This is a genomic window from Pelagibius sp., assembly GCF_965227505.1.
Classification (GTDB): Bacteria; Pseudomonadota; Alphaproteobacteria; order Kiloniellales; family Kiloniellaceae; genus Pelagibius.
The window spans coordinates 1,305,888-1,317,820 of the sequence record NZ_OZ245757.1 but is presented as its reverse complement, the minus strand read 5'-3'; the positions used below and the strand labels follow the sequence as shown (position 1 = coordinate 1,317,820).

The following is an 11,933-nucleotide window of genomic DNA, read 5'->3' as shown; positions in this document are numbered from 1 at the left end:
GCCTGTTTGGAAGCGGCCGATCCCCTCCGGTCAATCGAGCAGGACGCGCGGCAGCCAGAGGGCAATGTCCGGGAACGCGATCACCAGGCCCAGCCCTGTCAGCTGCAGCAGCACGAAGGGAATGATGCCCTTGTAGATCTGCTGGATCTTCACCTCCGGCGGCGCCACGCCCTTCATGTAGAACAGGGCGAAGCCGAAGGGCGGCGTGAGGAAGGAGGTCTGCAGGTTCACTGCCAGAAGGATGGCGAACCAATAGATGACCTCGACGCCCTGCACGTGTTCGCCGAAGTCCAGCTCGGCGATGATCGGTGCGAAGACCGGCAGCACGATCAGCGTGATCTCGATCCAGTCAAAGAAAAAGCCGAGGAAGAAGACGATCCCCATCAGGATGAAGAGCAGTCCCCAGGAGCCGAAGCCGAGGCTCTCCACGAGTTCGATGACGATCTCGTCGCCGCCCAGCGCCCTGAACACATAGGAGAAGCAGGTAGCGCCGATAAAGATGCCGAACAGCATGCCTCCGGTGAGCGCCGAGCGTTCGATGACCTCCTTCAGGACGGCAAAACTCAGCCGTCGGTTCAGCATCGCCAGCAGGATTGCGCCGGCGCCGCCGACGCCCGCGGCCTCCGTCGGTGTCGCCCAGCCGAAGACGATGGACCCAAGCACGAGAAACACCAGGAAGAGCGGCGGAATGAACGACCGCAGCACGAGCAACAGCAGTCCTGCCATCGACGCCGGGCCTTCATCCGCAGACAGCGGCGGTGCGAGCTGCGGCTTAAAGCGGCAGAGCACCAGGATGTAGAGCATGTAGAAGCTGGCCAGCATGAAGCCCGGAATGATGGCGGCGACGAAGAGGTTGCCGACCGAGCGCGCCAGCAGATCGGCCATGATGACCAGCATGATCGAGGGCGGAATGAGAATGCCCAGAGTTCCCGATGCGGCGATGGTGCCGGTGGCGAGCGGGCTGTTGTAGCTCTGCTTCATCATGACCGGCAGGGCCAGCAGGGTCATCATCACCACCGAGGCGCCGATAATGCCCGTGGTTGCCGCCATGATGGTGCCCATCAGGGTGACCGACAGGGCCAGACCGCCTGGCACCCGGCGCAGCAGGACCTGCAGGCAGTGCAGCAGGTCGCTGGCCACGCCGCTGCGTTCCAGCATGGTGCCCATGAAGATGAACATGGGAATGGCCGTGAGGACCAGGTTCTCGGCGATGCCGCCCCAGATGCGCGGGGCGACGTTGAAGAACTGGATGAAGGAAAAAACCTCGAAGTACATGCCGATGAAGCCGAAGGCGAGGCCGATTCCGCCAAGCACGAAGGCCACGGGATAACCGCTGAACAGCAGGGCCGCCAGGGCGGCGAACATGAACAGCGGCAGGTAGTCCTCGATATAGAATTCCATCAGCGCCGCTCCCCGTCCCGCCGGTCGGCGTCATCTTGCTTGTCAAAATCGGGAAGGGTGATGTCTTCGATGTGCTCGGCCTCCGCCTCTTCGATGTCGTGGACCTGCTGGCGCAGCCGTTCCGGGCCGAAAAGCTCGACGATCTTGCGCAGAACCACGGCCACGCCGCTGAGGGCGAGGAAGATGAAGCCCAGCGGGATTGCCGACTTGATGATCCAGCGGTGCGTCAGCCCGGTGGCAGAGGCGGAAACCTCGTTGGTCGCGAAGGACTTGTAGGTGTAGTCGATGGAGAAGTAGATCACGAGCGCGCAGTAAGGGAGGAGAAACAGCAGACAGCCGGCGAGTTCGATCCACCACTGGGTGCGCTCGCTGAGGTTCTCGCGCACGAGGTCGATGCGCACGTGGGCGTCCTTCAGGTAGGCAAAGCCCAGGCAGAAGGCGAAGAGGATGGTGTGGAAGTGCCACTCGAGTTCCTGCAGCTTCGTCGAGCCGAGAACGAAGAAGCGTCGGGTCACGACGTCGAACACGGTAACGAGGATCAGGAGCAGTCCCGCCCAGGCGGCGATCTTGCCGACCTTGACGACGATGCGGTCCAAGCCCTCGCTGACGCGCATCAGCAGTTCCATGATGTCACTCCACCCTCTGCTGCTAAGGGTTTCCTGCGGCCGGCCAGCCTTGCTTAAAAAACAACGCCGGAGTTCTTTTTCCAGAACTCCGGCGCCGTTTAAACCAGGCCCGACCCTGCGGACCGGGAGATGCCTGGGCGTCCGGAACTGCTGTCCGGATTAAAGGTAGCCCAACTCGTCCCAGATCTTGTACTGCTCGCGGAAGGCGCTGTAGGAGTCCCAAACCTTTTTGAAGTTCGGGTTTTCCGCAGCCAGCTCGCTCGCGATCTCGGTCCAGGCGTTGTTGAGGCTGTCCAAGACTTCCGGCGGCCAGCGATGGATGGTCACGCCCTTGCTCTGCAGCTCGGCCAGCGCCGCACCCTGGATCGCTTCGCCCTCGGCCAGGCCCTCGCGCACATTGTCGCCGCAGGCCATCTCAAGCTGAGCCTTCTGGGTCTCGGAAAGCGCGTCGTACTTGTCCTTGTTCATCATCAGCTCGAACAGGGTCGCCTGCTGATGCCAGCCGGGGAAGTAGTAGTGCTTGGCCACCTGATAGAAACCGAGGTTCAGGTCGATGGCCGGCATCGAGAACTCGGTCGCATCGATGGAGCCGCGCTCCAGAGCCGGGAAAATGTCACCGCCGGCCAGAAGCTGGGTGGAAACGCCCATCTTCTCCATCACCTTGGCGCCGAGGCCGAAGAACCGCATCTTCAGGCCTCTCATGTCCTCCACCGAGTTGATCTCTTTGCGGAACCAGCCGGAGGCCTCCGGTGCGATAACGCCGCAGGTGATCGACTTGATGTTGAACTGGCCGTAGAGCTCGTCCATCAGCTCCTTGCCGCCGCCGTAGTACATCCAGCCGAGGTACTCGCCGGCGCGCGGGCCGAAGGGCACGGCGGAGAACATGGCGAAGGTCTCGTCCTTGCCGACCCAGTAGCCCGGAGTCGACCAGGCCGCATCCAGCGAGCCGGCCGAGATCGCATCGAACATTTCCAGCGGGGGCACCAGGGCCCCCGGCTCAGCAAATCTCAGAACGATGTTGCCGCCGGTCGAACGTTCCACCTTCTCGGAAAGGCTCACGCCCAGCGTGCCGAGTTGGGTGAGTTTGCTGCCGAAGGCGCTGCCCATGTTCCAGCGGACACGCGCACCTGCGGCCGCAGGAGGCTCGGTGGGCGCCGAAGCCTCGCTCTGTGGCGCCGGAGCCGGTGATGGCGCCATTGCCGTTTCTTCCTGGCCAAGGTACTGCGTGCCTACGACCCCACCCACGACGAGGCCGATGATCAAGCCCACGACCAGCAGCAAGAAGCCTTTAGAGCCACCCATTCGCCTTTGTCCTCCCTTTCGCATTGCGCGCGCTCGGATATTGGGCGCGCAGCTTGTTCTTCAAAACCGCGATCTCAGGCGTGTTTGAACACAGTGTTTTTAATCCCCCAAAGTGCTGTGAAGCTAGCTTAAGGCACTCCGGCGAACAAGCCCAAAGCCGAGGCAATAGGATTAACTTGTCTGCTTACAAGCAGTCGCTGCAAAGCCCGGGGAGATATGGGAAAATGCGCAGGCTTGGCTTGCGACAGCCAGGGCGGCGCGCCCGGGCTGATCTGCTGCTCAGTTGGTGGTTCTGACGCGCTCCGACCGGCGCTGAAGCACTCCGACATCGCGGTAAAAGCGCAGCGCGCCGGCGTGCAGCGGGATGCCGACACCCTCCAGTGCGGTTTCCAGGCGGATCACCCGTCCCTGGGCATGGCCGCGGTCGAGGAGGCGGCGGGCATCGCTGCGCCACAAGGCTTCGAGGATGCCGTAGATGGTCTCGTCGCTGACATCGTCACGGGTCACCCACTGCGCGGCCACCGTCAGGGTCGGCACCTGGCTGATACCATCGTAGGTGGCCGCAGGGATGACGTCGGTCTGTAGGAAGGGGTTGACCCTGACCAACTCCTCGGTTTCCGGTCCGTCAATCGGAACCAGCCGGATCGCCGTCTGTTCGCTGGCCCACTCGATCACCTTGGCCGGATAGCCGGCGATCAGGAAAAAGGCATCGAGATCGCCGTTCACCAGCTTCTCGATGGCGTCATCCGACTTCAGATAGGAAACAGAGACCGCATCGCCGCCCAGGCCGAAGGCCTCGAGCACCAACTGTGCGCCGACCAGCGTGCCGGAGCCGGCCTCGTCGATGGCGACCCGGTGCCCCGAGAGGTCGCGCACGGTTTCGATGCCGCTGTCCCTGCGCACGACGATGTGAAAGGATTCCGGGTAGAGGTTGGCGATGGCGCGCAGGGAGGTCTGGCGGCCTTCCTCGGCGAAGGCGCCGACGCCGCTGTAGGCCCAGAAGGCCACATCCGACTGCACGAAACCGGACTCGATGCGCCCGCCGACGATGTCGCGGACGTTTGCGACGGAACCGCTGGACGACTGGGCCACGGCCACCAGCCCGGGGACGCCGCAGATCTCGTCCGGCTCGCAGTGCCCCGCCGGATTGCTGATCGCCTGGGCAACGAGGCCTGCAATCGGATAATAGGTCGCCCCGATCCCGCCGGTGCCGATCCGAAAGAGGGACAGTTGGTCTGCTGCCAGCGGCGTGGCCAACAACGCGAGTGCCCACACTGCGGCAGCCTTGCAAAACAGCTTCATCAGTCATCCATTCCTAAAGACCAAGCCCTTCAACGCCGCGGGGCGCCTCTCCATCGGCTTCTCAGTACAGGCCGGCAGCCACATCCCCGAACCCACCGGAAACCGCTTTGCTTGCGGTTGCCGTCCCAGGATCTGCCGTCGTCATTCCACCGCGGGCCTGCCCTTTTTCTCTGCCGCGTGTGCCAATGGCTGGGCCCCGACGGCGGGCCCGCCAGCCGACCCGCACTGGACCCAACCCCAGATTGTCCGTCAACCCTGTTTTTTTCGTTACTTATCTCAGAGTCTCCTCCGATTCGTTAAGCCCGGGTTAAGCGGCATTTCGGCGCTTCTGGCGCATCCACGGCGGGCCCGAGCCGGGGCGAAGCCGCGGCAAGTCCCGGATTGCATTGGGCCCGGGGACTCGCTATAACGCGCCGCGCCGGGGAGTAGCTCAGCCTGGTAGAGCACTACGTTCGGGACGTAGGGGCCGGAGGTTCGAATCCTCTCTCCCCGACCAATCGCCAGGGCGCAAGCCGGCCGGCGGCTTGCGAGGCAGATTGGTCCGGCAAAGGGCGCGGCGGCGGAGACCGCCCCGCGTTGCCCTTGAAATCATCACGAGAAACGCACCGACGGCCTTGCGCGCGCAGATGTCTGTGGCGCAGTGGCCGTCAGGCCGGAGGCTGCGGCCGCGCGCCGCTGTCCGCGCCTGCAGGCCGATCGGGAACAGGCGCCGGGGCGTCGTTCCCGGAGGCATCGGCCGCCGAGGCGTCTGCGGCGCTGTCCGGGCGCTTACTGCCCCGGCGGATGGGGAACAGGCCGCGGAGCCGCGCGACAACGCGCCCCAGACGGCTGCCGGCGGGCTCCTCCGCATTGCCCGCCGCGCCGCCGGCGTGAAAGGGGTCCGCATGGATCTGGTCGCGCCGGATCCCGAAGTCGGTAACCACTTTCGAGACCGCACTGACCATCGGCGGCGGGCCGGCCATGTAGAACTGCGCCATGGTGTGGGTCACCAGGTCCTGCGCCACGACGTCGGCCAGCGTCCCGGTGCGGCGGCTGGTGCGTCCCTCGGGTTCGGACAGCACGGTGTCGATCTTGAGGTTCTGGTAACGCGACACCAGGACCTGCAGTTCGCTCTCGTCATAGACGTGGCTTTCGCTGCGCACCCCGAAGTAGAGGTGAACACGGCGGTCGGGCTGTTGGCGCAGGGCGGTCCGCATAATCGACTTCGCCGGCGCCAGGCCGGAACTGCCGGCGACGAGCACAAGCGGACTGCTGTCCTCCGGGCGCAGATGTGCGTTGCCGAAGGGCCCTTCGATCTGCACGCGGTCGCCGACCTTCAGGACTTTGTCGATGTGCTCGCTGACGGCGCCGCCGGGGATCACGCGGACATGAAACTCCAGCGCCTCATCTCCCGGTGTGTTGGCCATCGAGTAGGCCCGCGCGGGAAGGCCCGCAAAGCGCAGGCGGACGAACTGCCCGGCTGCGAATTCCAGGGGTTCCTCGGGCCAGACGTAGAGGCGGCACACCGTTGGGCTCACGCGTTCGATGTTGGTCACCTGGGCGCTCATGCGCCGGATCGGCAGCTGGACCTCCGCCGATCCGCCCATCCAGGAGATGTGAACATCGCTCTGCGGTCTGGCCCGGCAGGCCAGGATGAAGCCGGCATTCCTCTCGGCATCGGTCAGGATCTCGCGATCGTAGTGGGCCATCGTAACCTCGCCGCTGAGCAACAGGCTCTTGCAGGCCCCGCACTCGCCCGTGCGGCAGCCGTGCGGGAAGGGCGCCCCGGACGACAGCGCGGCATCCAGGAGCGTCGCGCGGCCGGTCTCCACCGGCAGCGGCCACTGTCTGATGGTCAGTCTGGGCATGGCGACGATCCCCCCGCTGTTCACTGATGGACCGTTAGCGCAGATCGATCCGCAACGGTCTTAGATGAAAACTGTGCCTGGTCTGTGTGTGGTCGAAGACCGACACCCAGAGGTACGTGTCCTTGCCGATCGTGACGTCATAGTCGGAGGTTGCCGCCAGCTTCCGGCGCACCTCCATGCGCCACCAGCCGTCCTGCCAGCGGGCGACGGCCGCCACGTCGCCGCGATCCCCCTGAAAGGGCTCCTCCACGATGACGCTGGGCATCACCGTGCCGACCGGGAACTGCGCGTCGGCTTCGGGCGTTGCGGGAACCATCAGGCTGCGCGGCAGCCACCAGAGCCCTTCGTCGCCGGTTTCCGGGTCGAGGGAGACGGCGCCCAGACGTTCCGCCAGCACCTCGGGCGAGCGCGGCAGCCAGCGCGGCTGCACTATGCCGGTGTCGAAGGCCTCCCAGTTCATCGTGAAGCCGCCGCCGGTCTTGGGGTCCTGGGTGTAGCCGCCGGTGTAGCGCGCACCGGGATTGTCCGGCGCCCTGCGGGGCGGGCCGAAGTAGTTGTCGTCGATCTGGCCGAGCGGGCCGACGCGCACAGACTTCCAGTGCCAGACATCGACGATCGACCCGTCGGTGGTGTAGTGCAGGCCCCGTTCGCCTTTCGCGCCGGGAAGCCCATCGAGGGGACGGGCGCCGAGATGGGAGGTTCTCAGGGCCGCCAGCCGGGACTCCCGTGACAGCATCACGGCGAACTTGTCCTCATAGAAGGTGTTCTCGTCGGCTTTGTCGAAAGCGGTTTGCAGAACCCGCCATCCCGCCGCCGTTTTCTCAAGCGGCAGATGCTTTTGACTGCGGGTCGCATCGGGCCACTCGAAGAGCAGGTAGGCACTCTCGCCGTCGTGCACGCCGCGCACGCGCACGGGGATGGTGCCGTCCGGCAGGTTCGCGCCCTTGTGGGTTTCGACCGTGACCGGCACTGCCTCTTGCCAGGCGGCATCGGCGACCTCCCCGTCCAGGCGCGGCGGCTCCGCCGCCTCGGCGATCACCAGGCTCTCCAGGGTCATCCGGTCGAGCGCAAAAACCCCGGCCGCCAGCGCCCCGGCGCCGCCCAGGGCCACCAAAGCGGCAGCCGCATAGGCCAGCCGCGGCGTCAGGATCTTCAACAGCCCGCGCCAGCCGGCCATGGCCCACTGCGCCAGGACATGCAGCAGGACGTAGGCGAGCAGCGTCCAGGCGGCAATGCGGTGAAGGGTGGTGACCAGGGCCTGTGTGTCGGTCAGCAGATTGAAGTACATCAGGCTGCCCGTGCCGGTCGCGATCGCGACCAGTGCAAAGGCCAGCCAGTAGATCAGCACATTGATCGACTGCCAGCGCGTACGGCGGTCATGAGACCCGAGAGCCCGGATACGGCTGGCATCGAGGGCAACCCGCGGGACCAGCCGGGCGGCAATCAGGAACAGCACGTAGGCGCCGCAGGCGGCCATCAGGGCCCAGGCGGACCAGATATGCAGAACGTAGACATCGCCCTGGGGCAGGATCGCGGCGATGGCGGAGGTCCAGGAGGCGTCCAGCGCGTCGCTGGCTATTCTCAGGCCGGTCGCCAGACTGACCAGGAACAGGGCGACGATGACCCAATGAAGGATGGCTGTGGCGAAGTCGCTTCTCAGCCTGTGTTGCCATGCATTGGGTCTTGCCGGGGGCGTTGCCGGCCCCGGCGCCTCGACTTTTTTCACGGTCGCCCTCCCCCTGCTGCGGCGCCCCGGCCTTACCGTCCGAAACGGCTGAACTGCATCACTTCCCGTTCCTGCGGAGCCGACGGCCCCTGATCGTCTCCGGCCGTCGTCCCGGCAGGAGATGCCGGAAGGACTACCGTCGCTGTCGTGCCGACCCCGCGTTCGCTTTTCAACCTTAGCTCACCATCGTGGAGTTCGACCAGAGCCTTTGTCAGCGGCAGGCCGAGCCCCGTGCCCTCGAAGCGACGCGACATGGCATGGTCGATCTGCGTGAAAGGCTGCATGGCCAACGCGATCTCTTTGACGCTCATGCCGATCCCGCTGTCGACGACCTCGATCTGCCTGGAACCATCCGCCGGAGCGCTCGATTTTAGCGTTACGGTTCCGCCACTTGGCGTGAACTTGATGGCATTGGAGACAAGGTTGAGAAGGATCTGCCTGAGACGTGTCTTGTCGGCGACCACCTTTATCGAGGGTGCTTCGGTTTCGACCCGCAAGGCCACGCCGGCACTGGTGGCGCGCTGAGACATCAGGCGGGTGCAGGCGGCGAGCAGGTCGTCGACGTCGATTGTCTCTTGCCGCAGCTCGAGTTTTCCCGACTCAACCTTAGCGATATCGAGTATGTCGTTGATGATTTCCAGCAGGTGCCGGCCGGAATGATGAATGTCCTGGACATATTCGTTGTAGCGCGGATTGCCGAGTGTCCCGTGCAGTTCGCGCTGCATCATTTCTGAAAAGCCGATGATGGCGTTCAGCGGCGTGCGCAGTTCATGGCTCATGTTGGCCAGGAACTCCGACTTTGCCCTGTTGGCGGCCTGGGCATCGTCGCGCGCCAAGGCCAGTTCGGCATTGCGCTTGGCTTCTTCTTCGTGAAGGCGCTGGTTTTCGATGGACTTGGCCTTGAAGACCTGAACCGCTCGCGCCATGTCGCCCACTTCGTTGGCGCGGTTCAGGTTGGGAACTTCGGTCGAGATCTCACCGGTCGCGATACGCCGCATCGCGGTCACCAGGTTGGTGACCGGACGGGCGATGCGGAAGACCAGAAGGTACCAGGTCAGCGCAAGAGCGATCAGGCCGCTGGCGAAGGCGGCCGCAGACCAGGCAGACAGCTTCGACTGGATGCGTTGCAGTTCCTGGAAGTTCTCCGCGGAATGCTCGGCGACCCGCCTGCGCACCGTATCGGTGAAGACGTTGAGCGCGCTGCGGTAGTCGAGCCACTCATCGTGATTGCGCTCCAGCCTGCCCAGTTCCTCGGCTGTCGGAAGGGGGCCGGTCTCTTCAAAGAGCCGGCGCGTCTTTTCAAGAAATGCCGGCAGCCCCTTGATGGCGACGGCGGCGCGGCGCTTGGTCTGCTCGTCGGAGAAGTCCGAGAGGCGCTCGTCGACGAGGCCCCAGCCCTCGATAATCCGGTTGCCGAGACCCGGCAATTCGTAGGCGATGCTCTGGGCCGCGTAGATGCCGCCGCTGACCCCGATAATGCGGTAGCTGAGCAGGGCGAGGTTGTCGGCCAGCGAGTCGATGGCTTTGCGCGAGGACTCGTTCTCTTCGACGATGTCCTGCATCAGGGCGTGGTCGCGCTGGAGAGCGTAGGAGAGGGCCGCGAACTGTGCGAACAGCACAAGCAGAAAGAACGCCATGGCCACTTGGGCCTGGGTCCTTATCTTACCGAACCACCCGATCCACTGAGCCCGGCGGATCAAACGCGAGCCCTCTCATCTTGCCGCAGACGCAATCCTCTCCCCCCGCGTCAGCAGGACGTGGAGTCAGCGAGCGACGGGAAACCCGTTGGCTGCCCACTCGGCAAACCCACCTCTCATCCACATCACGTTTTCATATCCCGCTTCGACGGCCCGCTTCGCCGCCCAGTAGCTCTTCCAGCCCGTCGTGCCATGGCTGTAAAAGAGGATCCGGTCGGACTTGTTCGAGCCCAGGAAGCTGGTGTCCAGGGATGTGCTGGCCGCGTCATAGAATGCGGCTGCCGACTGTGCGCTCGGCACATGACCATCGACGTAAGACGCCTTTTTGCGCAGGTCGTAAACGAAAATGCCCTGATCGAGCATCGGCTGAAGCTGCTCTGCGGTCACCACGGTGACGCCGCGCAGCTGCAACGGTGTTTCCTCGGCGGCAAGAGCCTGAGCGGAGATGCCCAGTCCCAGAAGCACGGCAATAAACGCCCTCACCATCGCAAGTCACTCCCATAGGACAGCGCCATACTAGCTCACAATTTAGTTACTGGAAACTGATGTGAGATTAAAACCTAAGGTTAAAGAACCTTATGGTTGATGAATCGGTCCGGATAGCAGCGCCATCCGGTAGCCAGGAACCTATTCTGTCTATTAGGTTTTCCTGGTTCACGACCGCAGTGCACCTGTGAGGGGATTTGATGCAGCTATTGTCTTCTAAGTTGCATCATCGCCCGGTCAAGCAGCCGGGTGTCTATGTTGGTCGGCAGCCCGGTATGGGGGCTTTCGCCAAGCTCGGCCCGGCCCAGGCGCGCTCCCGAGAGGGTGGCATCGGCCAGGTCGGCGCCGCGCAGATCGGCGTTCTCGAAGTCCGAGCGGGAGAGGTCGGCCCCGGCGAGATTGGCCGCGTCCAGCCGGCTGTTCTCAAAGCAACACCCCGCAAGGGTGGCGTTCTGAAGCTGCGCCCCGGAGAGATCGGCGTCGCTGAAGTCACACTCCAGAATGTCCGCTCCGCTCAGATCAACCCCCTTCAGATCCAGACCTGAAAGATCGCAGCGCAGCAGGACCGCCCGGCGGCCGTCTCGGGCGCCGGCCCGATAGAGCGCATGCCTGCGCAACAGCCGGCTCAGCTGGCGTTCCGAAACCCGCCGGCGGATCAATACCGACTGCGGCGGGCGATCGCGGGTAATGAATTCCGGAAAGATACTCATCTGCCTGGTCTCCTGACTTCTGCATTGCCTTCTGGCGTTTCTCTCTCGGCGGTCCCGCTGCGGACCGGCATCCGGTTCCTGTGAACAAAAAAAGGGGGTCGATGAAAATCGACCCCCAAATAATGAATATGCGACTGCGGTCACTTTCACGCGAGACACTAAAGATGCGATGCGGGTGTTTCAGATCAGGAATGAAACAATATGTGTCTCAATGCTTAGTGTTCTGAGAAGATATTCTATTCTTCCCTTGGTGTCAACGAAAAACACGTCGGTCAAGAGAAAATATTTGCGATATGGAAGGTATTGTTAAAATTAATAGGGCAATATAACCTATAAAGCTCAGAAAATCGAGAATTTGGTCGATTTAGATAGGGCTATTTGTCATATCAAAGGAATTAATAGGGCTATTTGTCCATTTCCGGTTTGCGATTCTGGACGAATAGCCCTATAATCATCCTTCAGTCGCTACAACTGACGAGCTGTGGAGGGCCTGCTGATGGAACGCGCTACAGAAGGCAGCATGACGGCCGCAGAGCTGGACCGCATCTGCAGTCGGCTCTATGGCACTGCGCGCTGGCAGACCGCGCTGTCCCGCGAATTGCGCGTCAATGACCGCACCGTGCGGCGCTGGGCTTCGGGTAGCACTCAGATACCGCATCCGGTTGCCCTCTGCGTGCGCCTTATGGCGTTTCTCGATGAACTGAGTTGGCTGGGCGAGTGGCGCCAGCTCATGGAAGAGGAAGCCTGAACCGCTGATCAGGCGGTCCCTGGAGCGTCGCTGTCCCCGGCAAGCCATGCCGCCGAGACGACTCAGGGTCGAAGACACGGCTCAGGGT

10 protein-coding genes and 1 tRNA gene are annotated in these 11,933 nt (G+C 63.6%); 2 read left to right on the top strand and 9 right to left on the bottom strand.

The genetic code is table 11. From position 1 onward, the window contains the following. Positions 1 to 30: 30 nt before the first annotated feature. The 4 genes from ACO06P_RS06340 to ACO06P_RS06325 form a co-directional block, all read right to left on the bottom strand. Positions 31 to 1,401: a TRAP transporter large permease gene (locus ACO06P_RS06340; protein ID WP_420349161.1), complete on the bottom strand. Its 1,371-nt coding sequence runs from the start codon at positions 1,399 to 1,401 to the stop codon at positions 31 to 33. Further along, a complete protein-coding gene (locus ACO06P_RS06335; protein WP_420349160.1) occupies positions 1,401 to 2,027 on the bottom strand; it encodes a TRAP transporter small permease subunit in 627 nt (208 codons plus the stop codon). Before ACO06P_RS06335 ends, ACO06P_RS06340 begins: the two co-directional genes overlap by 1 nt. Before the next feature lie 159 nt (positions 2,028 to 2,186). Further along, positions 2,187 to 3,329, bottom strand: coding sequence for a TRAP transporter substrate-binding protein (locus tag ACO06P_RS06330; protein WP_420349159.1), 1,143 nt, complete (start codon positions 3,327 to 3,329; stop codon positions 2,187 to 2,189). Positions 3,330 to 3,608: 279 nt separating this feature from the next. Then, positions 3,609 to 4,631, bottom strand: a complete 1,023-nt coding sequence (locus ACO06P_RS06325; protein WP_420349158.1) for a TAXI family TRAP transporter solute-binding subunit — start codon at positions 4,629 to 4,631, stop codon at positions 3,609 to 3,611. A gap of 419 nt (positions 4,632 to 5,050) precedes the next feature. Here ACO06P_RS06325 and ACO06P_RS06320 point away from each other — a divergent pair. Beyond that, positions 5,051 to 5,127: transfer RNA gene (locus tag ACO06P_RS06320), tRNA-Pro, on the top strand. Positions 5,128 to 5,278: 151 nt separating this feature from the next. Here the strand turns inward: ACO06P_RS06320 and ACO06P_RS06315 are convergent. From ACO06P_RS06315 to ACO06P_RS06295, 5 genes are all read right to left on the bottom strand, one after another. Beyond that, on the bottom strand, positions 5,279 to 6,478 hold the full coding sequence (locus ACO06P_RS06315) for a 2Fe-2S iron-sulfur cluster-binding protein (RefSeq protein WP_420349157.1): 1,200 nt from the start codon (positions 6,476 to 6,478) through the stop codon (positions 5,279 to 5,281). Positions 6,479 to 6,512: 34 nt separating this feature from the next. Then, positions 6,513 to 8,204 carry an ethylbenzene dehydrogenase-related protein gene (locus ACO06P_RS06310; protein ID WP_420349156.1) on the bottom strand — a complete coding sequence of 564 codons (1,692 nt, stop codon included), beginning with the start codon at positions 8,202 to 8,204 and terminating at the stop codon, positions 6,513 to 6,515. A gap of 32 nt (positions 8,205 to 8,236) precedes the next feature. Beyond that, a complete protein-coding gene (locus ACO06P_RS06305; RefSeq protein WP_420349155.1) occupies positions 8,237 to 9,841 on the bottom strand; it encodes an ATP-binding protein in 1,605 nt (534 codons plus the stop codon). 126 nt (positions 9,842 to 9,967) lie between these two features. Further along, positions 9,968 to 10,387 carry a rhodanese-like domain-containing protein gene (locus tag ACO06P_RS06300; protein WP_420349154.1) on the bottom strand — a complete coding sequence of 140 codons (420 nt, stop codon included), beginning with the start codon at positions 10,385 to 10,387 and terminating at the stop codon, positions 9,968 to 9,970. 206 nt (positions 10,388 to 10,593) lie between these two features. Then, positions 10,594 to 11,097, bottom strand: coding sequence for a pentapeptide repeat-containing protein (locus ACO06P_RS06295; RefSeq protein WP_420349153.1), 504 nt, complete (start codon positions 11,095 to 11,097; stop codon positions 10,594 to 10,596). Between the two features lie 496 nt (positions 11,098 to 11,593). Here ACO06P_RS06295 and ACO06P_RS06290 point away from each other — a divergent pair, with 496 nt between their 5' ends. Beyond that, complete coding sequence (locus ACO06P_RS06290; RefSeq protein ID WP_420349152.1) at positions 11,594 to 11,845, top strand: hypothetical protein; 252 nt, start codon at positions 11,594 to 11,596, stop codon at positions 11,843 to 11,845. The last annotated feature ends 88 nt before the right edge of the window (positions 11,846 to 11,933 follow it).

Coding starts and splice junctions, on each gene's coding strand:
- ACO06P_RS06340 (WP_420349161.1), bottom strand. CDS start 1,401: ATGGAATTCTATATCGAGGACTACCTGCCGCTGTTCATGTTCGCCGCC.
- ACO06P_RS06335 (WP_420349160.1), bottom strand. CDS start 2,027: ATGGAACTGCTGATGCGCGTCAGCGAGGGCTTGGACCGCATCGTCGTC.
- ACO06P_RS06330 (WP_420349159.1), bottom strand. CDS start 3,329: ATGGGTGGCTCTAAAGGCTTCTTGCTGCTGGTCGTGGGCTTGATCATC.
- ACO06P_RS06325 (WP_420349158.1), bottom strand. CDS start 4,631: ATGAAGCTGTTTTGCAAGGCTGCCGCAGTGTGGGCACTCGCGTTGTTG.
- ACO06P_RS06315 (WP_420349157.1), bottom strand. CDS start 6,478: ATGCCCAGACTGACCATCAGACAGTGGCCGCTGCCGGTGGAGACCGGC.
- ACO06P_RS06305 (WP_420349155.1), bottom strand. CDS start 9,841: ATGGCGTTCTTTCTGCTTGTGCTGTTCGCACAGTTCGCGGCCCTCTCC.
- ACO06P_RS06300 (WP_420349154.1), bottom strand. CDS start 10,387: ATGGTGAGGGCGTTTATTGCCGTGCTTCTGGGACTGGGCATCTCCGCT.
- ACO06P_RS06295 (WP_420349153.1), bottom strand. CDS start 11,097: ATGAGTATCTTTCCGGAATTCATTACCCGCGATCGCCCGCCGCAGTCG.
- ACO06P_RS06290 (WP_420349152.1), top strand. CDS start 11,594: ATGGAACGCGCTACAGAAGGCAGCATGACGGCCGCAGAGCTGGACCGC.